A 26,202-nucleotide genomic window follows, 5' to 3' on the forward strand; every position below is an offset into this window, starting at 1 on the left:
ATCCTGGCGCTGCAGCCTTGGCGCCCTTCGCAGTTTCCATCCCTGGAGTCGCCATGAAGTTGTTCGTTCCGCTGCTGTTCCTCGCCACGCTGACCGGCTGCACCACTGCCAAGATGACCGTCACTCCCGACGGCCGCCGTGGCGTTTCCATCGACTGCAGTGGCTCCAGTTCCTGGAGCGGTTGCTACGAGAAGGCCGGGCAGATGTGTCCGGGCGGCTACGTGGTCTTCAGCAAGGATGGCGATGAGGGTAATGCCATCGCGGTGGGCAACAAGAACGGCTTCACCTCCACCCAGATGGCCACCCGCTCGATGCTGGTGTCCTGCTCGGGCTGATGCTGGCCTGGGAGGTGGCCATTCCACCTCCCTGAGGCGTTGCTCAATAGCGCTGGCCTAGAAGCTGTAACCGGCCTGCACATAGATCCGGCGCGGCTCACCCGGGAAATGGCCATTGCGCTCGATGAACCCGCTGGCCGCATACACCTTGTCGAACAGGTTCTTGACGTTGGCCTGGAACTGCCACTGCTTCCATGTGGTTTTCCAGCTCACGTCGAACACCGCGTATGGCTTGACCCGTTGGCCATCCAGACTGACGCGCTCATCCACGTAGTCGGCACCAAAGCCGATGGCTGAACGGATCGCGGGCAGGTCGAGGCGCGTCCACAGCCCCAGCTTGTTGCGGGGCGCATTGGCGAAGCGGTCGCCGGAGGCGTTGGTGATGCCATTGGGGCCTGCGTCTTTCACCCGGGCATCGTTGTAGGCGTAGGTGAGGTTCAACACCCAGTGCTCGGTCACGTCGGCCAACAGATCCACCTCCATGCCGGTGCTGCGTACCAGGCCCAGCGCCGCCAGCTGGTTCACCCCATTGATGGCCTCGCCAGTGGTCTGCACGATGTTGCTGCGGTCGATGCGGTAGGCCGCCAGGTTCAGGCTCACGCGTTCGGCCAGCAGCGATTTCATGCCAACTTCCCATTGCCTGCTGCGCTCTGCATCGAACGGACCGCCTGCGGCGGAATTCTGGTTTGCGGCCGACTGCGGCACGAAGCCGCTGGCCACGTTGGCATACAGATTCAGACCATCGCGCACGGTGAACGTACTACCCAGGCGCCAGCTGATGTCGTTGCCATCCACGCTGCTGCCGGCAAGGCGGTCATCGTCCTTGAAACCGTCCCAGCGCAGCCCGGCCAGCACGTGCCAGCGTGGGGTCAAGGCAAGCTCGTCCTGCAGGTAGCCGCCATAGCGCTTGCTGCGTGTGCTGGTGCTGCGCCAGGGCAGGGCAGACAGGTTGTAGTCGTGCCAGGTACTGGCACCGTACACCGGATTGAACAGATCGATACCGCGCACCGGGCCGGCGCCGCGGGCGAGGTCGGCGCTGTTGGCGGTCTGCGCGGCGAAATCCGCATCCAGCTGGTACACGTCCGCGCCGAACAGCACCTTGTGTTCGACGGCACCGGTGCTTATCCGCCACACCGCATTGGCGTTGGCGGTGAACGCCTCGTTGTCGCGTATCTGGTTGCGCAGCTGGCGTGTCATCCATTCGGCCACGCCATCACGGTCGCGGTCGATCAGGCCCATCGGCTCGTGGTACATCTGGTGTTCGTTGTTGCTGAACCAGCGTGCGGCGACATCCACGTCCAGGTTGTCGCGCGGCGCGAAGCGGTACTGCGCCAGCACCACCTTGGCACGCATGTCCAGGAAATCGCTGGCTTCGTTGTGGTTCCAGCGGCGGTCAGTCAGGAAATTGCCGTTGTCGTCGACCGGCACACCGCGCAGGCGGTTGCCGCCAAGGTTCTGGGTGATGTCGGTGAACTGCAGCGTCAACTCGCCGGTGTCGCCCACGTCGAAAGCCAACGAGGCATCGCCGATCACGCTTTCACTGTCGGTGTTCCAGCGCACGCCCTGTTCACTGTCGCCATACAGGCCGGCGCGGTAGCGCACCGTGCCGGCGGCATTCAACGGCCCGGTACCTTCGATCGAACCAGCGCGGAAATCGCGGTTCCCGACCTGCAGTTCGATGCGGCGTTCGGCAGTGGCCTTCGGCTTGCGCGTCACATAGTTGATGACGCCGCCAGCGTCGCCACCCCCGTACAACGCGCCGGCCGGCCCCTTCAGCACCTCCACCCGCTCGATGTTGAACAACTGCGGTACCGAGAAGCCCGCATAGGGATCGCCGCGCAGGCCGTCATACAGCACGTTCTCCTGACGGAAGCCACGCAGTGTCACCCCGGCATAGCTGAAGTAGCTGATGCCGCTGATGCTGCGATAGAGATCGGTCACCTGGCGCGCGGCCTGGTCGTCGATCAGCTCGCGCGGCAGCACCTGGATGGACTGCGGCACCAGTTCCAGCGGCGTATCGGTACGGGTGCCGACAGCGGCATCATCTACCCGGTACAGCGTCTGAGCGCGGCCACGCACCTCCACCTTGTCCAGCTCCTGCACGCCACTGGGCGGGGCGTCGGCGGCGTAGCCTGGGACAGCAAAAATCAAGGTCGTGGTGAGGCACAGAATGCTCTGGTGGGGCAGGAAGCGGGGCATGGGCGCTATTGTGCTGGTTGCAAATGAGAAAGATTAGCATTTGCAGCGGATAGAAACCCATCCCCCGATTGCGCTATGGACGCGTCGACGGATCCGTATACGGCGTACCGGCCAATGCCACCAAGGTCCCTGTCGCGCCGCGCACGATCAGCGGCAGCATCGCCTGCCGCGGATCGCCTCCGCAGGACAGCACGCGCAGCCCCTGTTCGTAGGCGGCCACCATCGACGCCATCAGCATCGACGCACCCAGTCGCGCGTCGGCGTCGGCGACCGGTCGTCCCGCAGACTCAGCCATCGACTGCGCCAGGTCATCGGTCAGCAGCGCCTGCAGCTGCCGCGCATGGGCCACCAGCACCGCGCTCTGGGCCACGGTTTTCCAGAAGGATGCTGCGTCGGCATTGATCCGCAGCAACGGATGGCTGGTATCCAGCAGTTCCCGCACCAGCGCCTGGAAGGCGGCCAGCGGCGTCATCGATGCGCGCGCGCCCATACCCTCGCGCAGCAGCTGCCGCGCTTCCTCATCACGGTCGAACACCAGCTGTTCCTTGCTGGCGAAGTAGTTGAACACCGTCTTGCGTGACACCCCGGCGGCGTCGGCGATCTCGCTCATCGACACCGCCTCGAAACCGCGCTCGATGATCAGCCGGGTGGCGACGTCGGAAATCGCCTGTCGGGTCTCGGCTTTGCGTTGCTCGCGGCGGCCGGGTGGCGGGGCCATGGGGGGGGCTCACTTGCGGAAATGTACACCGAGTGTAACATTGTCGCCGCCAGAGCGCCGACCGGATGCTCACGAGGATTTCCAATGCTGTACGACGTCGTCATTGCCGGGGCTGGCCCGGTTGGGCTGTTGCTGGCCTGCGAACTGGGCCAGGCGGGATGCTCGGTGCTGGTGCTGGAGCAGGCGGCCTCGCCGGATTCGCCGTTGAAGCGCCTGCCGTTCGGGCTGCGCGGCTTGAATGCCCCCACGCTGGAGGCGCTCGACCGGCGCGGTCTGCTGGAGTCCGTGGCTGCCGGCCAGGTGCTGAAACCAGAGAAAGGCCCGCCGCCGCCGGGCACCGCGCATTGGTTGTCGCAGCCGCGCAGGCTGGGCGGGCACTTCGCGGGCATCCCGTTCGCGCTGGACAACGTCGACAGCGATCGCTGGCCCTGGCGCCTGCCCAGCCCGGTCGGCACGCAGATGGCGGTGGAACTGCAGGCGCTGGAGGCCGTGCTGGCCGAGCGCGCGCAGGCGCTGGGCGTGGTGATACTGCGTGGTGCGGGCGTGCAGGAAGTGCGTTTGGGTGCCGACGAGGTTCAGGTCGAGGCGGGTGGGCAATCCTTCCGCGGGCGCTGGCTGGTCGGTTGCGACGGAGGCCGCAGCACCGTGCGCAAGCAATGCGGTTTCAGCTTTGCCGGTACCGATCCCGAGTTCACCGGCCACTCGCTCAGCGTTGAGCTGGAAGATCCGACGCTGCTCAGCCCCGGGCGTCACACCACCGTGCAGGGCATGTGCAACTTCAATCCGCCGGGCACGATCGCCCTGGCCGATTTCGACGGCGGCGCCGGCCATCGCCAGCCACTCGACCGCGATACGGCACAGGCACTGCTGCGGCGTATCTGCGGCCGTGAAGCAACGATCACCACACTACACCTGGCCACGACCTGGACCGATGGCGCACGGCAGGCCACCTCCTATCGTCGTGGCCGGGTGCTGTTGGCAGGCGATGCCGCGCATGTGCATTCACCGCTGGGCGGGCAGGGGTTGAACCTGGGCCTGGGGGATGCGATGAATCTGGGCTGGAAGCTCGCCGCCGTCGTGCGCGGCGAGGCAGCTGATGCGTTGTTGGACACCTATCAGGTCGAACGCCATCCTATCGGCGCGCGAGTGCTGGAGTGGTCGCGCGCGCAGGTCGCATTGATGCGACCAAGCGCGGGCTCACGTGCATTGGCTGCGATCGTGGCCGATCTGGCAGAAACACATGATGGCGCCACGTATCTCGCCGAGCGCGTGTGGGGTGTGGGCCAGCAGCTGGATCCGGGTCAGGCCCATCCGCTGGTGGGCCGCAGCACGCCGGATTTCCTGCTGGTCGATGGTCGCCGCATGGGTGAACTGCTGCGCGCAGGGCAGGCGGTGCTGCTGGTGTTCGATGCCGCTGCCTCGTCGTGCGCGGCGGTTGAAGCCGAGCGATCGCGCATCCTGTGTATCGCGCAGCCGGTTGTGGATTCGCTGGGCCTGTCCGCGCTGCTGGTTCGTCCGGACGGCATTGTCGCCTGGACCAGTGATGGCGCCGATGCGACGGGACTGGCGCAGGCCGTACGGGAATGGGTGTGCCCCGTCGGCAAGGAGGCGATTGCCTGAGTTCCGGCGCAGCCCGCACAGGGCTGCGCCGCCTACTTTCAGAGGTCCTTCTTCTTCCCGCTCAGGTCCAGCGGCTGGTCACTGCCTTTGCGCTCGCTCGACCAGACCTCAACGCTCTTGCTGCATCGGCTTTCGCGGGCGGCAACCTCGGGCGGCAGGTCCTTCACATGCGGCGACTCCTGGCAGGCGGCATGCATGGCCGAATCATCATAGGTGGCACAGGCGCTGATCGACGCGAGTGCAAGAACACCGAGGGCGGAGCGGAACAGGGGCTGCAGGAGGCGCATGGGGATCTCGGAAAGGGGCCGGTCTGGCCATCGAATTCAATCCGTGACCCGGCGCACGCGCAATCCGACTGGCAGCACTTGTTATTGAATAACAATTGTGGAAATGCTCGGAAGCTGCCGACTGCCGATCAGGCAATGCAGATCAGGAACACCGTCGACAGCGCAAGCATCAATACGAACACGCGCCGACTCAGGGCCAGACAGGTCAGGCAGGCTGCCAACGCCCAGGCCGCCAGCAGCACGCATCCCAGCAACCACAGCCCGACCGTCATCATCGAGCCGGCCGCTGCGGCGGACAGCGCAAAGGCCTTGAACAGCGCCACACCCAGCACGCTGCCCAGCGCGCCGGCCCGCAGGGCAATCGCATCGTGGCAGGTGGGGGAAATCTGGCGATGCATGAGGGTTGTGTCGCGCTTGGGGAGCTGGCGTGCGCAACTCTGCAGCAAGGCGGATCTACGCCGCGTGTTCGTCAACCTGCAGTGTGGTTACCGCATGCGAAGCGCGGTCGCCTCAGTCGAACTCGCCGTCCGCCGCTTCCAGGCGGCGACGGTATTCGGCCCGGTGCTTGAACAGCCGCTGGCACTCTTCCGAGCGGTAGATGCGGCTGCCAGGCTCGTTCGCCACGGAGTCGCACATCTTGGCGATATGGTTGTTCCCGGCCAGCTGCATCACGAAGAACACCGCCGCAATGCCAGCACCCAGCAGCACCACATACAGCAGGCGGCTGAGCCAGCGTGAGCGCTTGCGTTCGACGTGCTGTTGCAGTGTCAGGTCGAAGCGGATGATGCTCAGCACGATCCAGACCACGCTGACGAGGAAGCAGAGCGTGGGCAGCAGCCCGCGCCAGAGTCCAGCCTCGTAGACCGATTCGCTGTAGTGCACCGCCGCGCCGGCACCGGCGATGGCGATCGCCAAGGCCCAGTTGCGGCCCAGCGAGAGCAGGTCATCGAGCAGCTTCTCGCGTCTATGGGGAGTGACTGCCACGGAGCATCCTTGAGCAAGATCCTCGGCCGCCGATTGCGGCCGATCTGCGCAGATGGTGGGGCATCATCGAGGCGATGAGAAGCTGGAGAGTGCTGCGACCGGATCGTCGCCGTCGCTCCGGCGACGGCAAACGACCCGTCGCGGGATTCAGCGGCTGCCGGCGACAGCGGCCTTGCGGTTCTTCTCCAGCATCACCGACACGCACCACAGCAGCAGGCCGCCGACCGCAGTCGCCGCACCTACGTAACCGGTGGTGGCCGGGCTGAAGCCAGCGCTGATCGCCATGCCGCCCAGCCACGGGCCGAGCGCATTGGCGGTGTTGAACGCCGCATGGTTGGAGGCGGCGGCCAGGGTCTGCGCTTCGCCGGCCACGTCCATCAGGCGGGTCTGCAGCACCGCAGCGAGGGCGCCCATCGTACCCACGGTGATGATCATCGGGCCGATGGTCCACACCGACTCAGCGGCCAGCGGGTACAGCAGCAGCATCACGATCGACCACGCCAGCACCACGGCGGCTGCCTTGAAGTGGAACTTGTCGACCAGCCAGCCACCGGCGATGTTGCCGATGATCGCGCCGATGCCGAACACGCCCACCGCCAGCGGCATCCACGACTCGGCCACGCCGGTCACCTGCACCAGGGTCGGTGCCAGGTAGGTGAAGACGCAGAACATGCCGGCAAAGCCCACCGCGCCGATCGACAGCGCCAGCCATACCTGGGTGGTGTTGAACGCGCGCAGCTCGCGCATCGGCGAGGTCCGCACCTCATCCGGGTCGGGCAGCAGGAAGCGCGCGATCATCGCCACCGTGGCGATGGCCAGCACGCTGACCAGGGCGAAGGCGGTGCGCCAGCTCAGCTGCTGGCCCAGCCAGGTGGTCAGCGGATTGCCGATCAGGATCGCCACCGACAGCCCCAGCAGTACGCGTGACATCGCTTGCCCGCGCTGGCCGGCTGGGCTGATCGCCGCGGCCACCAGCATCGCCACGCCGAAGTAGGCACCATGTGGCAGGCCCGCGACGAAGCGCGCCACCAGCATCGTGCCGTAGTTCGGTGCCAGTGCACTGGCCAGATTGCCGACGGCATAGAAGCCCATCAGCGCCAGCAGCAGCTTGCGGCGCGGGAAGCTGGCGCCGACGAAGGCCAGGATCGGTGCACCCACCACCACGCCGACGGCGTAAGCGCTGATCAGGTGGCCGACCTGTGTTTCGCTGATGGAAAGGCCGCGGCTGATCTCCAGCATCAGGCCCATGCTGGCGAATTCGCTGGTGCCGATGGCGAAGCCGCCCAACGACAGGGCAAGGATGATGAGGGTGCGCTGGCGCGGCGTCAGCCGAGCAGCCAGAGGGGAATTGGGGCTCATGCGGGGGCGCAAAGGGGCGGGGAAGCGCCACATTGTACTGCTGCACCGCAACAGGCATCAGCCGGGCTGGGGGTAAATCAGTGTTCGATGGGTGGTGCTGCCAGCGTGGCCTACTGGCCAAGCGCGGCCAGGGCCTGCCGGTATTTGTCGCGCAGGCGCTCGGCGGTGGCAGCATCCAGTGATGCCAACCGCGCTTCATCCACGTTGTCGGCGATATCGGCCAGCTTGACTTTCAGCGCCAGCGGATCTGCCGCTATCCGCGTGTAGTACGTGGCGGCATCCGCCGCAGACGTCCGGCTGAGCAACCGAACCGCGTCCTGCAATGGGGCCGGGAAGGTCTGCACCTGTTCAGCGAAGGCGGGGCAGTCCTCCAGCACATCATGCAGCCAGGCCACCACCTCGGCTTCATCATCGCCGCGCACTGCAGCGGCCACCCGGCCAACGTGGCCGATGTAGGGATGTCCTGCCTTGTCGGTCTGGCCTGCGTGGGCCTCCATCGCCAGCGTTCGTGCGTGTGCTACCCAGTCCATTGCGATCTCCCCGGTCCAAGCGTGTATTGTCGTACGGGTCGTCTACATGCCGCCACCACGGCCGTGCAGGCATCATCGGACGCTGCAGGAATGGCATCTGGATTCCATCAGGGAGATGAGACATGCAGGAATACACCCATCAGCTGGAACTACGCGGCCGCTTCCGTCTGGTAGCGGTGACCCACGAGCCGGTGTACGCTCCCGGCGATGTGGTCGGCCATGCGGTCATCGTCGACGACGGGGAGCGTCTGACCGACCTGATGTCGTTGGCCGATGCGCGCCGGTACCTTGAGGAACTGGTGCGGGAAGAGGGCGTGGAGCCCGGGCTGGAGAATGAAGTCAACCTGCGGAAGAAGGCGTCGCAGCGACGCCACCGCTAAGCCGTCGCGCCCATGAGGCGCATCATGGAGGATTCGGGTGTTGTCCAGTAAGAAGTATCTGCTCATCGCCATCGTCACGCTGGCGACCCTGCTGCTCGGGTTCGTGCTTTCCGGTTATCTGACGCTGCTGCTGCTTGGTCTGGATGCCAAGCTGCTCACCTGGAATACCTATTACCAGTATTTCCACGCCATCGGCCAGCCGCAGGTTGCCCCGTTCGTGGGCAAGATCAAATGGGCCGGTTACCTCGGCTTTGGCTTGCCGCTGCTGGTGCTGGCCGTCGTCGGCCTGGTCTTGCTGTTGAAGAAGGACAAGCGCTCGCTGCACGGTGACGCGCGCTTTGCCACCAGTGCCGATCTGGCCAAGCATGGCATGTTCAAGAAGAGCGGCCAGAGCATCGTGGTCGGCAGCCATGGCGGCAAGCTGGTGCGGCTGGACGGCCAGCAGTTCGTCATCCTGGCCGCCCCGACCCGCTCGGGCAAGGGCGTCGGCGTGGTCATCCCGAACCTGCTGGAATACGGCGAATCGCTGGTGGTGCTGGACATCAAGCAGGAAAACTTCGACCTGACCAGCGGCTGGCGCGCCAGCCAGGGCCAGGAAATCTACCTGTTCAATCCGTTCGCCGAAGATCGCCGTACCCATCGCTGGAACCCGCTCAGCTACGTCTCCGACGACCCGGCGTTCCGCGTCTCGGACCTGATGAGCATCGGTGCGATGCTGTATCCGGATGGTTCGGAAGACCAGAAGTTCTGGATCAGCCAGGCGCGCAATGCCTTCATTGCCTTCACCCTGTATCTGTTCGAGAACTGGGATGACGAGCGCAGCAGTGGTTTCCCGGGCGGGCAGGGCACGCCGACCCTGGGCGCGGTCTACCGACTGTCCTCCGGTGATGGCAGCGACCTGAAGAAGTTCCTGAAGAGCCTGTCCGAGCGTCCATTCCTGAGCAGCAACGCGCGCTCGGCGTTCGCCAACATGCTGTCCCAGGCCGACGAGACCTTCGCCTCGATCCTGGGCACCTTCAAGGAACCGTTGAATCCCTGGATCAACCCGGTGCTGGACAAGGCCACCAGCACCAACGACTTCCTGCTCACCGACGTGCGCAAGAAGAAGATGACCATCTACATCGGCATCCAGCCCAACAAGCTGGCCGAAAGCCGGTTGATCATCAACCTGTTCTTCAGCCAGCTGATCAACCTCAATACCAAGGAACTGCCCAAGTCCAATCCGGACCTGAAATACCAGTGCCTGTTGTTGATGGACGAATTCACCTCGATCGGCAAGGTCGAAATCATTGCCTCGGCGGTGTCCTACATGGCTGGTTACAACGTGCGCCTGCTGCCGATCATCCAGAGCATGTCGCAGCTCGATGCCACCTATGGCCGTGAAGTCTCGCGCACGATCATTACCAATCATGCGCTGCAGATTCTGTACGCACCGCGCGAACAGCAGGATGCCAACGACTATTCGGACATGCTGGGCTACACCACCATCCGCAAGAAGAACGTCACCCACGCGCGTGAAAAGACCCATAGCTTCACCGAGGAGCGCCGCGCGCTGATGCTGCCGCAGGAACTCAAGGCGATGGGGCCGGACCAGGAGGTCTTCCTGTACGAAGGCATTCCACATCCCGTCAAATGCGACAAGATTCGCTATTACAAGGACCGCTATTTCACGTCACGACTACTGCCAAAGGTTGACGTGCCGATGCTTGATGTCTAAGTTGCAGACTTGAAAGTGTGACGGATGCACGCATTCATGGAAGTGAATAAGTGAAGTGCGTCAAAGAAGCGCCATACGTTGGTCAAAATTCAGATTTGTCTGACATCGAATTGACGCGTAGTTGTGCGATTCTATGCGTGGCCTGCGAATCTGTGTGATTCGTCATGCTTTCAGAGTGGCCAGGAGTTTCAGCCATGGGAACAGGGATGGTTCCGACGTTGGTGAGGGTGCGTGAAAGGGGCCTCGGATGAGGTTGCTTCACGCGACTTGGTTGGCAGCTTTCGAGCTGCAGGGGAACCGTGCCCGTGTGCTGTTAAGCAGTGCATTTGCTACGTTTCCGGCGTGCATCGCGCAGTGCCGGACGACCAAGGGACCAACATCGGGACTGCTTTTTCGTACGTCAAAGTGAAGCCCGTATGAATCAGGCGTTTATTGCAAAAATGTCCATCGCCGCAGTGGCGGCGTTGATGGTGGCAGGTTGTGCTACCAAGCCCGCACCCGACTTCGGAGGGCGCTGGAAGCCGGTCAACCGTTTTGCGACGGCTCCGACCGAGATTCCGCTGTACTCCAGCTACGTCTATCAGGCGTCGCCGATGGATCGCACGCTGAAGGCCATGCTCGAGCGCTGGGCCAAGGATTCCGGCCGCACGCTGGACTATCGCCTCAGTTCGGATTTCACCCTGTATGGCGCGGTGTCGGAGATCGACACCACCAACGCACAGCAGGCCGTGATCGATCTTACGGCGGCCTATGCAGCGCAGGGCGTTTCCGTCTCCATCGTCGGCAACCAGATCGTCGTGCAGAGCGCTGGATCGACGCCGACCGCGTCGGCCCAGGATCCTGAAGTCAGCAGCGGCACCTGAGACCGCGTCGAAATCATCGAACGTGCCGCACCCCGCGCCTGGCGCAGGGGCGTCACGCCCATTGATGTTTCAGCAGTACGGAAGAACCCATGTTCCGCAAGAAGGATGCAGGCAACAGCCCCAAGGTTGAGCAGTCGGTCGCCAAGGCGGTCAGCTACGAGATCACCGTGGCCGACATGGCCCGGCGCAGCGAGCGTCGTGCCTGGTGGGTCGCCACCGGTTCGTTGCTGATGTCGTTGGCGTTGGCCGGCGGCTATTACTACATGCTGCCGCTGAAGGAGAAGGTGCCGTTCCTGGTGATGGCTGATGCCTATACGGGTACGGCGACGGTTGCGCGCCTGCGCGGCACGTTCCAGGGCGAGACGATCACCAGCAACGAAGCGGTCAATCGCAGCAACGTTGCCCAGTACGTGCTGGCGCGTGAGTCGTATGACTCGGCGGTGATGGGTCTGCGCGACTGGGAGCTGGTGTTTGTGATGTCCAGCGATCCGGTGGCGCAGAGCATGAAGTTGCGCTATGCCGGCAACAATCCGCAGAACCCGTTCGTAATGTACGGGCGCGGCAAGGCGATCCGGGTCAAGATCCTCAGCATCACCCCGCTCGGTGCACAGGCGAATGGCAGCTTCCGTGGCGCCTCTGTGCGTATCCAGCGCAGTCTGCTCGACAAGCGCACCGGTGCGGCGACCTATCTGGACAACCAGCTGGTGACGATGCGCTTCGAGTACAACCAGAACCTCGCGCTGTCCGAGCAGGATCGCGTGCTCAATCCGTTGGCTTTCCAGGTCACCGAGTATCGCGTCGACAACGATTACGCCCGTGGCGTGCCGGTGCCGGACGACAGCGCCATGCAGGACCAGGCACAGCAGGCCGCACAGCAGGCGCAGTTGGCCGCGCAGCAGGCACAAGGGATCTACGACCCGAACAACCCCGCCGCTGCGACCATGATCGATCCGACTACCGGGCAGCCCGTGGCGGCACCGGTCAATGGCCAGATGCAACAGATGCAGGGGCAGCCGGTGCAAGGCCAGCCGATGCAGGGTCAAGCGATGCCAGGGCAGGCTATGCCCGGGCAGCCGGCGATGCCGCCGGCACCGAACAATTCCACCGGAAATGCTGATGGAGCAAGCAACCGATGAGTAGTCGAAAAGTCAGGGGAAGCGCATTGGCGCTGCTGTCGTTGCTGTCGCTGGTGTTTTCCACCGCAGCGATGGCACAGGCGGTAGACCATTACGAGTATGAGAAGGATCGCATCTATCCGGTTCGCACCGGCCTGGGTCTGACCACCCAGATCGAACTGAGCCCGAACGAAAAGATCCTCGACTACAGCACCGGTTTCAGCAGTGGCTGGGAGCTGACCCGTCGCGAGAACGTGTTCTACATCAAGCCGAAGAACGTCGACGTCGACACCAACATGATGGTGCGCACTGCGACCCACTCGTACATCTTCGAGTTGAAGGTTGTTGCCACCGACTGGCGTCAGCTCGAACAGGCCCGCCGTTCTGGCGTGCAGTACAAGATCGCCTTCGTCTATCCGAACGACACCGTGTTTGGTGTTGCGCAGGAAGCAGTGGAGGAAGAAGCGCAGCCGTTGCTCAGCACCGAACTGGCCAAGGATCGCCAGTACAACTTCAACTACTCCTATTCGACCAGCAAGGCGAAGAAGATGGGGTGGCTGATTCCGGTCAACGCCTACGACGATGGCAGCTTCACCTACCTGAAACTGCCGAATGCTCCCGAATACAAGACGGGAATCTTCCCGGCCGTGTTCGGTCGTGAGAAGGAGTACGGTGAGGACTTCGTGGTCAATACCACCGTTGAAGGCAATACCTTGATCGTCCACGGGACCTACCCGTACCTGGTCATCCGCCACGGCGATTACGTCGTTGGTCTGCGAAGGAACGTGAAGAAATGAGCCAGCAGAACACTCCCGGAAACGATCCGAACAACGGTCCTGACCAGAGCCCGTACGGCAGTGCTCCCGGCGCCGCCCCCGAGACCCCGGCGAACCCTTACTTCGGCAATACCCAGGCTGGGCCCGCGCCGGATCTGGACGCCAGTGCTCCGCAGCTACGGTCGGCTGAAGAGCAGCGCCTGAACCGTAAGGCGTTGCTGTTCCTTGGCGGTATCGTGGTGTTGCTGGTGGCGATGGGCCTTCTGCTGTTCCGCAAGGGGCAGGACAACAAGGAAGATGTGTCAAAGCCCAAGGAAGTGGCGCGCGCAAGCACTCCGCAGTTGCCGAACGTTGCTCCCGCACCGCCGTCCGATGCGGTGGCCGCTGCCGAGCCGATCCCGATGCTGCCGGCACTGCCGCCTCCTCCCGCCGCCTCCCGCAATTCGAGCTTCATGCCGCCGCGTGATGATCGTGAGGAACGGCCAATCGAGCGTGGCCCGTCGCTGCTGGATCGTCGCATCGGTTCATCGGGTGGTGCCGGTGCGGGTGACGCACAGGGGCAGGGCCCCGCTGGTGGCGGCATGAGCGAATATCAGCGCGCGATGATCGCCAATCTGCAGGGGCAGAACGGCACCGGCGCACCTTCCAAGGTCCGTAGAGGCCCGGATGTCGATGACATTTCCAGCGCAACGTACATCCAGAGTCCTGACGCGCTGCTGGTGCGTGGCACCTATCTGCGCTGCGTGCTGGAAACCCGCATCATCACCGACCTGGCCGGATATACGTCCTGCCTGCTGACCGAGCCCGTTTATTCGATCAATGGCCGTAGCCTGCTGCTGCCGAAGGGCTCGAAGATCTACGGTGCCTACGGCGGTGGTCCAGCGGGCAAGCGCGTTGAGGTCATCTGGGATCGCATCACCACCCCGAATGGCATTGACGTGGCGATGTCCAGCCCAGGTGTCGACGGCTTGGGTGGCGCCGGTCACCCGGGTCAGTACAGCGCGCACTGGGGCAGTCGCATTGCTTCGGCGCTGATGATCAGCCTGATCGCGGATGCCTTCAAGTACGCTGCGGCCGAGCACGGACCTGAGACAACCACCGTTGCCAACAACGGCATGACGATCCAGTCGCCCTATGAAAGCTCGACCGCACGCACCATGGAGCGGCTGGCCAACGAAGCGCTCAGCAGCGGCCGTCGACCGCCGACGGTCACCATCAACCAAGGCACGATCATCAATGTCTACGTCGCAAAAGACGTGGATTTCACCAACGTACTGAACCCCCGCCGGTAACCAAGAACGATCATGGACGCCGAAGTGTCACCTCTCGCCCTCGTCTCCAGCGACTTCCTGCGCTATCAGTACGAAGTGCTGGGCATCGCCGAGTACATGACTTCACCCGAAGTGACGGAAATCTGCATCAACCGTCCGGGTGAGCTGTATCTGGAGACGCGGGCAGGGTGGCAGTGCGTGGATGTGCCGGGCCTGACGTTCGAACGGGCCCGGCAGTTCTGCACCGCGGTGGTCAACGAGAGCAACACCGGTCAGCGCATTACCGATGCCGATCCGGTGGTGTCCCTGACGTTCCCGACCGGGCAGCGCGCGCAGTTCGTGATTCCGCCTGCCTGCGATGCTGGCAAGGTATCAATCACGATCCGTCTGCCGTCCAAGCACACCAAGTCGCTCACCCAGTACCACGAGGATGGTTTCTTCAACCAGATTCTCGAGCAGGATGGTGGGGTCAGCGAGCAGGATCGCGAGCTGCTGGAATTGCGGCATTCCCGCGAATACGCTGAATTCTTCAGGCGCGCGGTGATGTACCGCAAGAACATCGTCGTCTCCGGTGCCACCGGCAGCGGCAAGACCACCTTCATGAAGGCACTGGTCAACCACATTCCGGACAGCGAGCGTTTGGTCACCATCGAAGACGCGCGCGAGCTGTTTCTGACCCAGCCCAACGTAGTGCATCTGCTGTATTCCAAGGGCGGCCAGAGCGCGAGCAACGTGACGGCCAAGAGCTGCATGGAAGCTTGTCTGCGCATGAAGCCGGAGCGAATCATCCTGGCCGAGCTGCGTGGTGATGAAGCGTTCTATTTCATCCGCAACTGCGCCTCGGGTCACCCGGGTTCAATCACCAGCTGCCACGCCGGCAGCCCGGAGCAGACCTGGGACCAGTTGGCTCTGATGGTAAAGGCGTCCAACGAAGGTTCGGGTCTCGAATTCAACGTCATCAAGCGTCTGCTGATGATGACCATCGATATCGTCGTGCATATCAAGGCGCATGCAGGCTCGCGCTATATCACGGGTATCGATTTCAATCCTGGGCGCGCCCAGGGGCAGGAGGGCTGATCGATGTTGCCAGGACTCGAAATGATGGCGTGCCCCGAGATGGCCATCTCGATGGACGTGATGCAGCACGTCATCAACGTGGAATCGTCCAGCAATCCTTATGCGATCGGCGTAGTCGGTGGCGCGCTCGTGCGCCAGCCCAAGACACTCGACGAGGCTTTGGCCACCGTGCGCATGCTCGAGGAAAAGGGTTACAACTTCTCCATCGGGCTGGCTCAGGTCAATCGCTACAACCTTGGCAAGTACGGCCTGGACTCGTACGAAAAAGCATTTCAGCAGTGCCCGAACCTCCAGGCTGGCTCACGCATCCTTGCCGAGTGCTACAAGCGTTCGGGCAAAGACTGGGGCAAGTCATTCAGCTGCTACTACTCGGGCAACTTCGAAACGGGCTTCCGCCACGGTTATGTGCAGAAGATCTACGATTCGATGCGGCGTGGACAGCAGGTGGCCAGCAACGGCGCATTGCCCATCGATGTGGTGAGCCGTGGCGAGCGTCGCACAGTCAAGGTTGAACACCATCCTCAGTCGGCATCGCCCGCCGAGGCGCGAATCGTTGCCCAAGCCAGCGCGCCGGTGTATGTGCCGTCCAACGATCCTGCACGCGCTTACACCGTCTATCCGTCCACGGGAGCGATGGCGCGTGGCAGCCTGGTGAATCTTGCCGACCAGGCATTGTCGCGGGTCGTGCTGGGCTCAGTCGACCGCATGATGCAGCCGCAGGCGCAGCCAAACGGCGGCTATGCGCAACAGGCGCCGCAGGGCTTGCCGCAACAGTTGCCGAATGGCGTTTCAGGGCAGGGCGGACAACCTGTGATGCCGCCGCAGTTGCCAGGTGCCGCTGCAGGTGGTGGCGAGAGCCCAGTGATGTTGCAGCCCTGGGGACAGCAGGGCGCATCGTCAGACCCCAACAACATGTACAACGCGCCGGCGCAACAGATGCCAGTGCAACAGATTCCCGCAGGGGATGCGGCCTTCGTGTTCTGACGAAGTCGTGGTACGACCGGTCCCCCGGCTGGTCGATTCAGTTGTGTTAGTCCATCAACAAGGAAATCAATCCATGAAGCGATTCAATCTCGACCTCGTCCAGGCCCAGCGTACGCTGAAGACCATGCTGATGGCCGTCGCATTCGCTGGCGCTGTATTTGCTCCGCAGGCTTTGGCAGGCGGCCCTGACTTCGGTGGTACCGACGGCAAGGTCTGCGGCTTCTTTACCAACATCAATGGCCTGCTGAACATGGCTTCGATCGCAGTCGTGACGATCGCAGTTATCTTTGCCGGCTACCAGATCGCCTTTGCCCACAAGCGCATTGGTGATGTCGCCCCGATCCTGATCGGCGGCGTGTTGATTGGTGCCGCGGGCCAGATCGCACGCATGCTGCTCGGCAAGGAAGCGGGTAACTGCGACAACGTGAGCGGTGGCAGCGATGGTGCTGGTATGGCGTTTGAGATGATCAAGCACGCCGTTCAGTACTACAGTGCATAAGAACGTTCTGTTCCGGGGTTGTACCCGGCCAGCGATGTTCCTGGGTGTGCCTTACCTGCCATTTTTCATGGTGGCAGGTGGGTTGTTGCTCCTCAGCATGTACACCAACTTCTGGTTCCTGCTGAGCATCCCAGTGGCCATCTTCTTCATGCGCCAGATGGCCAAGCGTGACGAGATGATCTTCCGGCTGTTGGGGCTGCGCCTGCTGTTCAAGCTCAGGGTCCGCAACGTGCGCGAGCACGACGGAATGTGGGTGTTCAATCCGAATCATTACCGCAGCAAGCCGGCCCGAATGGATTGAGGGCTGGATCCGGCCAGGTGGGCGTCTGACGCCCGCTTGGCCCACTCCGAATTTTCGTCGGCAGTACCTTTTGGAAGCAGTCGTATGTTCAACCCAGATACGTCCATCAGCGAATTCATTCCCTTGTCGTCGCATGTAGCCCCGAACGTGGTGAAGACCACCGGCGGAGATTACCTGTTGACGTGGCACCTGGAAGGGTTGCCGTTTGTTGGACGTGAAGAGTGGGAGCTTGAACATCGACACAACACGTTCAATCGGCTGCTGCAGACTCTTCGAGCGCCGGATTTCGTCAATGTGGCCTTCTGGGTTCATGACATCCGTCGTCGCCGCACGCTGAAAGGCAAGAGTCACTACAAGCAGCGTTTCAACCAGGACGTATCCGATCAGTACATGGGTATGTTGTCCTCGCAGCGCATCATGCAAAACGAACTCTACTTGACGATGATCTATCGTCCGGTGGTGGCCGGTAAGCGCTTCGTGGAAAAATCCGCCAACGTCGACAAGCTGCGCGCCGAACAGGAGCAGGCAGTAGAGAAGCTGATGGAGCTGGCCGGGAATGTCGAAGCTGTTATCCGTGACTACGCGCCGTACCGCCTCGGCATGTACGAGGCAAAGAACGGCGTGGTGTTTTCGGAAACACTTGAGTTGTTCGGCTACCTGATCAATCGTATCGATGAGCCGGTGCCGGTGCTGTCGGCCCCTGTGAAGGACTATCTGCCGGTCAGCCGGCACATGTTCTCGGCTAAGACCGGCGACTTCGTGATCAACACGCCGAATGGTGCCAATCACTTTGGTGCCATCCTGAACATCAAGGAGTATGCCGAGGGCACATACCCAGGCATCCTCAATGGCCTGAAGTATCTCGACTTCGAGTACGTCATCACCCACTCATTCAGTCCGATGGGCCGTCAGGATGCACTGAAGGTGCTCGATCGCACCAAGGGCATGATGATCTCCTCCGGCGACAAGGCCGTAAGTCAGATCGTCGAGCTGGACCAAGCGATGGATCACCTGTCATCGGGTAATTTCGTGCTGGGCGAGTACCACTTCCTTATGGCGGTGTACGGCGACAGCCAGGCCAGACTGTCTCAGAACGTTGCTTCGACTCGCGCCGAGCTCTCTAACGCCGGCTTCGTGACGACGAAGGAAGACCTGGCCGTAACCTCGTCGTTCTACTCGCAGCTTCCCGCCAACTGGCGTTTCCGTACTCGTCTGGCCAACGTCAGCTCACTGAACTTCCTCGGCTTGTCGCCGCTGCACAACTTCGCCACCGGCAAGCAGCACAACAACCCTTGGGGCGATTGCGTTACTACGCTGCAGACCACCAATGGCCAGCCGTATTACTTCAACTTCCACGCGACCCATCCGTCCGAAAACTCCCTGGGTGAGAAGGCGATCGCCAACACCATGGTGATCGGTAAATCGGGTACCGGTAAGACCGCGCTGATCAACTTCCTGCTCAGTCAGGTGCAAAAGTACGAGCCGTCTCCGACTATCTTCTTCTTCGACAAAGACCGCGGTGCCGAGATTTTCGTGCGCGCGTGCGGCGGCAACTACCTGGCCCTCGAGAACGGCGCGCCGACTGGGTTCAACCCGTTCCAGTGCGAGAACAACGAAGGCAATGTGCAGTTCCTGGCAGACCTGATCAAGGTGCTGGCAGGCAAGCGTGAGTACAGCTCCCGCGAAGAAGAGGATATCTATCGCGCGGTGGAGAGCATGCTCGATACGCCGATGCATCTGCGCAGCATGACCAATTTCCAGAAGAGCCTGCCCAACATGGGTGATGACGGCTTGTACGCACGCATGCGTCGCTGGACATCAGGCAACTCATTGGGCTGGGTGTTCGACAACCCAGTCGATACCGTGGACCTGAGCAAGGCCAATATCATCGGTTTCGATTACACCGACATCATCGACAACCCTGAAGTGCGCGTGCCGGTCATCAATTACCTGCTGCATCGACTGGAGTCGCTGATCGACGGTCGCCCGTTGATCTACGTGATGGACGAGTTCTGGAAGATCCTGGACGGTGAGGGTGGTCTGAAGGAGTTCGCCAAGAACAAGCAGAAGACCATCCGTAAGCAGAACGGCATGGGCATCTTTGCGACGCAGAGCCCGGAGGATGCGCTGAAGAGCGATATCTCCGCCGCGCTGATCGAACAGACTGCCACCTTGATCCTGCTGCCGAACCCGAATGCCAGCAAGAGCGACTACATGGAGGGCCTGAAGCTGACCGAGGCCGAGTTCAAGGTGGTCACCGCCCTGGACGAGCGTTCGCGCTGCTTCCTGGTCAAACAGGGTCACGCTTCGAGCGTGTGTCAGCTCAACCTGCGCGGCATGGATGACATCCTGTCGGTGATCTCGGCGTCGACCGACAACATCGACATCATGCACCGCGTGCTCCAGAGCGCAGCGGTTCGTGCGCGGATTACCGTGGACGAGCTGACACCGGAGCAGTGGCTGGAAGATTTCTACAAGAATCGAAAGGGATCGGGCAAGGCTGCCGCCCAATCCGATGCGGCCTGAGCGCCAACGAACAGGGATGACGATGAAGACTTCCATTTCCGTGGAGAACGACATGAACAAGGCAAACGACAATCGCAAGTCTGGCCGCGGCCCGCGCCGCTCGCGTTTCGCTGCCCTGGTGCTGGGGTGCGCAGCGGTGCTTTCGACCAATCCTGTGTCGGCAAGTGGTTGGCCGGTCTTCGACTTCGCGGGTCTGATGCAAGCCATCATGGACTACGAAATTGGTGAGGGCATGAGCGCAGCAGACGTGGCAGAGTACAAGAAGCAGTACGACCGCTGGCAAGAAACAATGAAACAGTATCAGCAGGCATTGGTGCAGATCCAGGCGCAGTTTCGCGCAATCGGGCTGCCTGAGGGGCAGCCGCTGGTCAAGGTTGATCCGAAATACATGGTTGCTGAAACCTGTGGTGGCCAAGGCATGGATTTCTCGCTGACAGGGCTGCTTGGTGCGGTCGGTTTGACCGGCGACCAGGATCTGAAGAAGCGCCAGCAGCAGATCTGCGTGAACATCCGCATGATGGAAAACCGCAAGTACAACGAGTCGATTGATTTCCTCAACGAAACCGTGCCGACCATGGAGCACGCACTGGCTGACATCCTCGAGGAGCGTCAGCAGAACAACAATCAAGGCACGGTTCAGGGCGCTGACAGCGAATCGCTGCGCACCGCCAACGACTTGGCTGTTGCTACCCAGAAGTGGGAAGGCCAGATGCGGTCGTACGATGCCTATATTGAGGTTCTGAAGGTCAACCAGAAGCTGATCGGCAAGACCGCCTTGAAGGGTGATCCGGCAACGCGTTTCGTTCGCGACGTTGCCAAGACGGCCATCCTGGCCGGTGCACTGGACCAGTAAGGAAATGTGCTGCTCCGGCTTCCGCCGGGGCAGTCATCGGGTAGGAGCGGGCTGTATGCCCAAGGAATGTGGACAATGATGAGATCGGTCGCCAACTTTGAGTTTTCCGGTGGTCTGCACGAACTGCTTGGAATCGCCACACGCGTCGATTCCCTTGGCGATTTCGTGTTTTTCCGTCTGATCCTCAATTTCCTGCGGAAGCGAATCAGTGAATTCGGCCTGGAGTTGATGGGGAACATGATGGAGTGGGTGCTTGGCATCTCACTCGTCCTGATGACGCTCTGGGTGCTGATCCAGGGTTTCCGCATCGTGACCGGCCGAAGCCGGGACTCGATGATGATTCTGGTCACCAACATGGCACGTGCCGCACTGATCGTCAGCGTGGCGTCGAGCATGGGCATGTTCGGGACGAACCTGCACTCGTTCCTGACCAAGGACGTGCGTGACGAGATCACGTACGTGGTGACCGGTTCCCATGACTCGCCGGAAGAGCAGATCGATGACAACTTGGCCTATCTGCAGGTGGCGCTGGCCAGTATTGACGCGATCGACGTCATGGCCGATCCCGAGATGATTGAAGAGAAGTCGCGGGCCATGCTGTATGTCGGTCTTGGCACGGCTGGGCCTGCAATTACTGCAGGCTCGATGCTGCTTCTGTACGAGGTGGCCATTGCCCTCTTCATTGGCCTGGGTCCGCTGTTCATCCTTTGCTTGTTGTTCGAGAGACCAAATCCCTGTTCCAACGGTGGCTGTTCTACGGCATCGGAACGCTATTCTCGATGGCGGTACTGGCCGCCATGACCGGCATCGCATTGGATATGGTGCTGCGCGTGTCCAAGGCATTCTGGCTTGAGTCCATCGGCGCAAAACTGATTCTCGGCCCTGCTTTCGAGAACGGCCTGTCCAGCCAAGCGATGCAGCAGGGCGGCATGGGGCTTATCCTGACGACCCTGATCCTGACTGCGCCCCCAATGGCCGCCGTGTTCTTCCAGGGCACCTTGGGCACCTTCATGGCATATTCGCAGATAGGCGGCGGCGCGGCGGCTACCCCGAGCTCTGATGGGCGTCCCGCAGGTAGCTACACCCCTGCGGCTCCCAGCTCTAACACGTCCCAAAGCACAACGACTCAGTCCGAAGTGTCCACGAGAGTTGCCGGTCAAGGTGTTGGTAGTACTGTTGTAACGCCAGATACCGGTCGACTGGGCGCGGCCAATAACAATCTTCGTTGAGGTAGGTAGTATGGTCGTGGAGAGCAGGTGTAGCGCGATGCTGGCAAGTATCTCGATCCCGATTATTGGGGTCCTTCTGCTGGTCCTGGCGCTTGTAGCGCCATCAATGGCCTTCGCCGAGGGCGGGTGCCCCCCTGGCTCCTATCCCGTTGGGGGGCAGGGCGTTCAGGGTTGCGCTCCCATTCCGGGCGGTGGGGCCGCGAAAGCAGAAGAGGCACGGCCCAGCGGACGATGGGTCAAGACCTGGGGAGCTATTGCAACGGCCTCAACTGGTGAAGTCGGCGTAGCGGTAGAGAAGCGCTCGAAGGGAGAGGCTACTAAAGAGGCAATCCTTCAGTGTAGTCAATTGGGTGGCGCGAGTTGCAAAATTGCTGAAAGCTATAGGAATCAGTGCATCGCATTGATATCGCCTTCCAGTGCTGAGAAGGGTGGCACGACGATTTCAAGGGCAGGTACCGTGGAGCAAGCCAAAGAGCTTGCGATGACTACCTGTGTTTCTCGAGGGAGTGTTGGTTGTAAAGTTCTTTATTCGGCTTGTTCGGGGCCAATTTTTGATGCGTTCTGAGTTGCCATGTCTACGCTACGGTGAGCGATGAATGTTGCGTCCGATGACGTTGGCTGGTGCACAGAAGAGCGTAGGGAAGTCTGGCGTGGCTTTTCGGGTTTAGTAAAAAGCTCCACACTTTGCCGCCTAATTGATCAGGCTATCGGTGCGGAGAGGCCATAGCGATCAGCAGTTGTGCTTGATCCTGTGTTGGGTCGGCGCTTCATATAAGCGCAGCGTAATGACGCTCCTGCCGTTGATGCCAAGTTTTCAAATCGTGACTGGGCATAGCAGCGATTCCATTCGGCCGTCAGCAGGCTCGATGTTGCTGTGGTACGAAATATCCATGGCATTATTCATTGGCCTTGGTCCATTGTTCATCCTCTGATTATTGTTCTAGGCGAAGTCGCTGTTCCAGCGATGGCGGTTCAATGGCAGCTGTTCTATGGGTTTGGTGCACTGTCTTCCATGGCAGTGCTGGCTGCAATGACGGGTATCGCCTTGGACATGGTGCTCCGCGTGGCCAAAGCCTTCTGCCTGGAATCGGCAGGAGCGGGGCTGATTTTTGGCCCGGCGTTCGAGAACGGCCTATTCATCCAGGCGATGCAGCAGGGCGGCATGGGGCTGATCCTTACAACTCTAATCCTGACTGCGCCACCAATGGCCGCTGTGTTCTTCCAGGGCACCCTAGACACCTTCATGGCATATTCGCAGATAGGTGGCGGCGCGGCGGCTACACCTAGCTCGGATGGGCGTCCGCCGGGTCAGCATACGCCGGAGCAGCCTTCGAATAGTTCGCGGTCTGAAATGGGCGGTGGTGGTGCGGTTGGAAGTTCGAACTACGCAGTAATGGGTAGTCAGGCCAATGGCGTGAACCCTCAAGGTTCGGGTAAGTACGGGAATGCTTCATAGTTGACGATCCCGGGAAAGTGGAGACTTTTGAAGTGAAAAGAACTTTCTGCGTGATCCTCTTCTTGTTCGTATCGACTGAGGCATTTTCCGAAGGGGGATGCCCTCCAGGACAGTATCCTGTAGGCGGTCAGGGCGTGCAGGGGTGTGCCCCGATTCCTCAGAGTGGCTCTGCAATTCCCGCTTCGCGGCCTACGGGAAAGTGGGAGACGCGTTGGGGTGCGATCGCTCGCGACTTCAGCCCGACTCCGGGCGCGCGTTTGGCGATCGGTGTCGCAGAATCACAGCGAACCAAGAGGGACGCGAGTGCGGTCGCGCTTGCCCAGTGCGCCGAAGGCGGCGGCAATGATTGTCGCGTTCTCTTGGCGTACAACAATCAATGCGCCGCCCTCTCTGGTCCTGTTGTGAGTGACTTGGCCGCAAAAGGTGGGATTACGTACGCAGCCGGCGCACCGGGAATCGAGGAGGCAAAGGCGAATTCAATGCGCAGTTGTCAAAGCGCGGCGGGCGGTCAGCGTTGCACGGTTGTTTACTCCGCCTGCAGCATGGCTGAGTTTAAGTCCTTCAGGTGATCGTTCCCATCTAATTTCTGCTCGGTTGCTAGTTGCTCTTTGATTGGTTCGTCGTATTGATGGGGTCTTCACACTTTTCGGACGGCTGGATGCTGATTTTGAGTGCGCCTGCCCGGACATTGAAGAGGGGCAATGCGATTTTCTAGATCACCAGCAGGATGCTGGTGTAAGGCTGCGGTCCGGGTCATTACTGCTGTGACAAGTCCCCGGAAGAGCAGAACGATGGCAACCTGGCCTATCTGCAGGTGGCGCTGGCCAGTATTGACGCGATCGACGTCATGGCCGATCCCGAGATGATTGAAGAGAAGTCGCGGGCCATGCTGTATGTCGGTCTTGACACGGCTGGGCCTGCAATTACTGCAGGCTCGATGCTGCTTCTGTACGAGGTGGCCATTGCCCTCTTCATTGGCCTGGGTCCGCTGTTCATCCTTTGCTTGTTGTTCGAGAGACCAAATCCCTGTTCCAACGGTGGCTGTTCTACGGCATCGGAACGCTATTCTCGATGGCGGTACTGGCCGCCATGACCGGCATCGCATTGGATATGGTGCTGCGCGTGTCCAAGGCATTCTGGCTTGAGTCCATCGGCGCAAAACTGATTCTCGGCCCAGCTTTCGAGAACGGCCTGTCCAGCCAAGCGATGCAGCAGGGCGGCATGGGGCTTATCCTGACGACCCTGATCCTGACTGCGCCCCCAATGGCCGCCGTGTTCTTCCAGGGCACCTTGGGCACCTTCATGGCATATTCGCAGATAGGCGGCGGCGCGGCGGCTACCCCGAGCTCTGATGGGCGCCCGCCGGGTCAGCATACGCCGGAGCAGACTGTCAATGGTGGAAGCCACGCCGCGGCCACGAACAATAGTGTGAGTAGCTATACGGTGACGAGTAACCAAAACCGGGGCTTGTCTGAACAGAATTCCGGAAAGTATGGGCAGGCAAATAACAGTTGAGGCTTCAATGAGAGGTGATGTCGTGATGTACGTGCGGGTGTGCCTCGTAGCGTTGTCGTGTCTTGTAGCGGGTTCCGCTTTTGCGGAAGGCGGTTGCCCGCCTGGACAGTATCCTGTGGGCGGTCAAGGCGTAGGAGGCTGTGCGCCGATTCCGTCGTCTGGTCCTGCAATTCCTGTGTCCAAGCCAACGGGAAAGTGGGAGACGCGTTGGGGCGCGATTGCGATCGATTCTCAGCCGCTGCCAGCCGGAAACATGGCGGTGGGCGTTGCCGAATCTGAAAAGTCAAAGAGCGAAGCAGGTGCTACGAGCTTGGATCTCTGTCGCAGCGGTGGTGGGCACAATTGTGAGGTGTTCTTGACCTACTACAATCAATGCGCCGCACTGGCAGGTTCCGTGGTAAGTGGTAGTGGATCCGCTGGAGGAGCGACCTATGCGGTCGCAGCGCGCACCATCGACGAAGCAAAATCAAAAGCCTTTGAGGGGTGTCAAGCGCGTGGAGGTAAGCAATGCACAATCATCTACTCCGCATGCAGCATGTCTGAATTCAAACCCTTCCGTTGACGTTGAACGAAATGTCGAATCGACTCCGTGTCGAAATCGCTAGCCACGCGCTTTTCGCTTCATGGTGCGTTTTGAGGCTGGCGGCGCCGCAGCGACGCCGCTGGGCTGATGATGGTCATCGGCCCGGGAGCCATCGTGGTCCTGCCCCTGCAATGACGGAGAGGGGGCGGTTGCCTTTGCAAGGATGACAGGGGCTAGTATTTCTTCTCCCTCGTATACAACAGCGGCATGATTACTGGTAAGTATGGGGTCGAGAGTTGAAATTCAGCCTTCGCGCTAGTTGTCTTATTGACCCTGAGGCAAAAGAATGTCCAAGCTCTCTTTGAGGTGTTCAGTTCTTTGCGCAATGTTAGCGATGGGGACTCTGTCGTGCCCGACATTGGTAAAGGCAGAGGGAGGATGTCCTCAGGGGCAGTACCCGATAGGCGGTCAAGGTGTTCAGGGGTGCGCCCCGATCCCGGGAGCCACGAATTCGGGGGCTAGTACGTCTTCGGCTCCAGTTGGACGATGGGTCAAAACTTGGGGGGCCTTGGCTTCCGCTCCCAATGGTGCTTCAGGAGCATCCGTTGGAGGTCGATCCAAGCGCGGTGCTGCGGCAGAGGCGGTTAGGCTGTGTGGAGCCGCCGGTTGTAAGGTTGATTTTACCTACTACAACCAATGTGCAGCTGTTTACGTTCCAAAAACTGGCCGAGGCGGAACGAGTTTTGGCAGTTCGGTGACCATTGAGAAGGCTGAGGAGATCGCTTCAAATCGATGCGTGACTGATGGAGGTATCGGATGCTACAAGGTCTACTCGGCTTGCACTGAGCCAGAGTTTATTCCCTAGGGTTGCAGAGCATAGGGGCTTAGATCGGCAGCTTGCGCCAGGCACCTCGACACTTGACGAGGCCAAATGGGAATCACCCCGACGTTGCGAGGCTTCTGCAGGCGGTCGGAGTTCTAGCGCAGTTTACTCCGCATGCAGCATCTCTGAATCCAAGTCCTTCAGGTGATCATTCGCATCCAATTTTTGCTCGGATGATAGTTGTTCTTTGATTGGTTAGTCG

25 protein-coding genes and 3 pseudogenes are annotated in these 26,202 nt (G+C 61.2%); 21 read left to right on the top strand and 7 right to left on the bottom strand.

Annotated features, from left to right (window positions below; translation table 11 throughout):
- Positions 1-53: 53 nt before the first annotated feature.
- The gene (locus tag QOL57_RS14740; protein ID WP_033831436.1) at positions 54-335 is read left to right on the top strand and encodes a hypothetical protein; all 282 of its coding nucleotides are present in this window, start codon (positions 54-56) and stop codon (positions 333-335) included.
- A 57-nt stretch (positions 336-392) separates the two neighbouring features.
- Here the strand turns inward: QOL57_RS14740 and QOL57_RS14745 are convergent, their stop codons facing one another.
- Complete coding sequence (locus tag QOL57_RS14745; protein ID WP_342351551.1) at positions 393-2,486, bottom strand: TonB-dependent receptor; 2,094 nt, start codon at positions 2,484-2,486, stop codon at positions 393-395.
- A 121-nt stretch (positions 2,487-2,607) separates the two neighbouring features.
- On the bottom strand, positions 2,608-3,252 hold the full coding sequence (locus QOL57_RS14750) for a TetR/AcrR family transcriptional regulator (RefSeq protein ID WP_089236038.1): 645 nt from the start codon (positions 3,250-3,252) through the stop codon (positions 2,608-2,610).
- Between the two features lie 84 nt (positions 3,253-3,336).
- Here QOL57_RS14750 and QOL57_RS14755 point away from each other — a divergent pair, with 84 nt between their 5' ends.
- Complete coding sequence (locus QOL57_RS14755; RefSeq protein ID WP_089236037.1) at positions 3,337-4,872, top strand: FAD-dependent monooxygenase; 1,536 nt, start codon at positions 3,337-3,339, stop codon at positions 4,870-4,872.
- 38 nt (positions 4,873-4,910) lie between these two features.
- On the opposite strand, the gene QOL57_RS14760 is transcribed toward QOL57_RS14755, so the two are convergent.
- The 5 genes from QOL57_RS14760 to QOL57_RS14780 all read right to left on the bottom strand — a co-directional run bounded on the left by QOL57_RS14760 (position 4,911) and on the right by QOL57_RS14780 (position 8,032).
- A complete protein-coding gene (locus tag QOL57_RS14760) occupies positions 4,911-5,159 on the bottom strand; it encodes a hypothetical protein (protein WP_089236036.1) in 249 nt (82 codons plus the stop codon).
- A 128-nt stretch (positions 5,160-5,287) separates the two neighbouring features.
- Positions 5,288-5,557 carry a hypothetical protein gene (locus QOL57_RS14765; protein ID WP_089236035.1) on the bottom strand — a complete coding sequence of 90 codons (270 nt, stop codon included), beginning with the start codon at positions 5,555-5,557 and terminating at the stop codon, positions 5,288-5,290.
- 112 nt (positions 5,558-5,669) lie between these two features.
- Entirely contained in the window at positions 5,670-6,143 is a 474-nt protein-coding gene (locus QOL57_RS14770) for a hypothetical protein (protein ID WP_089236034.1), read from the bottom strand.
- A 147-nt stretch (positions 6,144-6,290) separates the two neighbouring features.
- Entirely contained in the window at positions 6,291-7,502 is a 1,212-nt protein-coding gene (locus tag QOL57_RS14775; protein ID WP_089236033.1) for an MFS transporter, read from the bottom strand.
- A 110-nt stretch (positions 7,503-7,612) separates the two neighbouring features.
- On the bottom strand, positions 7,613-8,032 hold the full coding sequence (locus tag QOL57_RS14780) for a phosphohydrolase (RefSeq protein WP_089236032.1): 420 nt from the start codon (positions 8,030-8,032) through the stop codon (positions 7,613-7,615).
- Between the two features lie 122 nt (positions 8,033-8,154).
- Here QOL57_RS14780 and QOL57_RS14785 point away from each other — a divergent pair, with 122 nt between their 5' ends.
- From QOL57_RS14785 to QOL57_RS14870, 19 genes and pseudogenes are all read left to right on the top strand, one after another.
- Positions 8,155-8,412, top strand: a complete 258-nt coding sequence (locus QOL57_RS14785) for a hypothetical protein (RefSeq protein ID WP_089236031.1) — start codon at positions 8,155-8,157, stop codon at positions 8,410-8,412.
- A 37-nt stretch (positions 8,413-8,449) separates the two neighbouring features.
- On the top strand, positions 8,450-10,129 hold the full coding sequence (locus QOL57_RS14790; RefSeq protein ID WP_089236030.1) for a type IV secretory system conjugative DNA transfer family protein: 1,680 nt from the start codon (positions 8,450-8,452) through the stop codon (positions 10,127-10,129).
- A gap of 416 nt (positions 10,130-10,545) precedes the next feature.
- A complete protein-coding gene (locus tag QOL57_RS14795; protein WP_089236029.1) occupies positions 10,546-10,992 on the top strand; it encodes a hypothetical protein in 447 nt (148 codons plus the stop codon).
- Between the two features lie 89 nt (positions 10,993-11,081).
- A complete protein-coding gene (locus QOL57_RS14800; RefSeq protein WP_089236028.1) occupies positions 11,082-12,128 on the top strand; it encodes a type IV secretion system protein in 1,047 nt (348 codons plus the stop codon).
- Positions 12,125-12,904 carry a TrbG/VirB9 family P-type conjugative transfer protein gene (locus tag QOL57_RS14805; RefSeq protein ID WP_089236027.1) on the top strand — a complete coding sequence of 260 codons (780 nt, stop codon included), beginning with the start codon at positions 12,125-12,127 and terminating at the stop codon, positions 12,902-12,904. Before QOL57_RS14800 ends, QOL57_RS14805 begins: the two co-directional genes overlap by 4 nt.
- On the top strand, positions 12,901-14,175 hold the full coding sequence (locus QOL57_RS14810; protein WP_089236026.1) for a TrbI/VirB10 family protein: 1,275 nt from the start codon (positions 12,901-12,903) through the stop codon (positions 14,173-14,175). The genes QOL57_RS14805 and QOL57_RS14810 overlap by 4 nt, the downstream gene beginning before the upstream one ends.
- A 12-nt stretch (positions 14,176-14,187) precedes the next feature.
- Entirely contained in the window at positions 14,188-15,231 is a 1,044-nt protein-coding gene (virB11, locus tag QOL57_RS14815; RefSeq protein ID WP_089236025.1) for a P-type DNA transfer ATPase VirB11, read from the top strand.
- A 3-nt stretch (positions 15,232-15,234) separates the two neighbouring features.
- Positions 15,235-15,711, top strand: a pseudogene (locus QOL57_RS21445) (lytic transglycosylase domain-containing protein); the annotation flags it as partial.
- 577 nt (positions 15,712-16,288) lie between these two features.
- On the top strand, positions 16,289-16,714 hold the full coding sequence (locus QOL57_RS14825) for a TrbC/VirB2 family protein (RefSeq protein ID WP_089236023.1): 426 nt from the start codon (positions 16,289-16,291) through the stop codon (positions 16,712-16,714).
- Entirely contained in the window at positions 16,707-17,015 is a 309-nt protein-coding gene (locus tag QOL57_RS14830) for a VirB3 family type IV secretion system protein (protein WP_089236022.1), read from the top strand. The genes QOL57_RS14825 and QOL57_RS14830 overlap by 8 nt, the downstream gene beginning before the upstream one ends.
- Before the next feature lie 84 nt (positions 17,016-17,099).
- Positions 17,100-19,541, top strand: a complete 2,442-nt coding sequence (locus tag QOL57_RS14835; RefSeq protein ID WP_089236021.1) for a VirB4 family type IV secretion/conjugal transfer ATPase — start codon at positions 17,100-17,102, stop codon at positions 19,539-19,541.
- Positions 19,542-19,563: 22 nt separating this feature from the next.
- The gene (locus QOL57_RS14840) at positions 19,564-20,394 is read left to right on the top strand and encodes a hypothetical protein (protein WP_141134208.1); all 831 of its coding nucleotides are present in this window, start codon (positions 19,564-19,566) and stop codon (positions 20,392-20,394) included.
- A gap of 75 nt (positions 20,395-20,469) precedes the next feature.
- The gene (locus QOL57_RS21450; protein ID WP_343238820.1) at positions 20,470-21,195 is read left to right on the top strand and encodes a type IV secretion system protein; all 726 of its coding nucleotides are present in this window, start codon (positions 20,470-20,472) and stop codon (positions 21,193-21,195) included.
- On the top strand, positions 21,192-21,623 hold the full coding sequence (locus tag QOL57_RS21455; protein WP_343238821.1) for a conjugal transfer protein TrbL: 432 nt from the start codon (positions 21,192-21,194) through the stop codon (positions 21,621-21,623). Before QOL57_RS21450 ends, QOL57_RS21455 begins: the two co-directional genes overlap by 4 nt.
- Before the next feature lie 106 nt (positions 21,624-21,729).
- On the top strand, positions 21,730-22,188 hold the full coding sequence (locus tag QOL57_RS14850) for a DUF4189 domain-containing protein (protein WP_089242063.1): 459 nt from the start codon (positions 21,730-21,732) through the stop codon (positions 22,186-22,188).
- 289 nt (positions 22,189-22,477) lie between these two features.
- Positions 22,478-22,932, top strand: a pseudogene (locus QOL57_RS14855) (type VI secretion protein); the annotation flags it as partial.
- A gap of 913 nt (positions 22,933-23,845) precedes the next feature.
- A pseudogene (locus QOL57_RS14860) lies at positions 23,846-24,594 on the top strand (type IV secretion system protein); the annotation flags it as partial.
- A gap of 175 nt (positions 24,595-24,769) precedes the next feature.
- Positions 24,770-25,156 (top strand): DUF4189 domain-containing protein, encoded by a 387-nt coding sequence (locus QOL57_RS14865; protein ID WP_157803079.1) that lies wholly within the window; start codon positions 24,770-24,772, stop codon positions 25,154-25,156.
- Between the two features lie 355 nt (positions 25,157-25,511).
- Entirely contained in the window at positions 25,512-25,982 is a 471-nt protein-coding gene (locus QOL57_RS14870; RefSeq protein WP_244900875.1) for a DUF4189 domain-containing protein, read from the top strand.
- The last annotated feature ends 220 nt before the right edge of the window (positions 25,983-26,202 follow it).

Origin of the sequence: Stenotrophomonas sp. yr243 (assembly GCF_900184195.1) — a bacterium.
GTDB classification, from domain to species: domain Bacteria; phylum Pseudomonadota; class Gammaproteobacteria; order Xanthomonadales; family Xanthomonadaceae; genus Stenotrophomonas; species Stenotrophomonas lactitubi.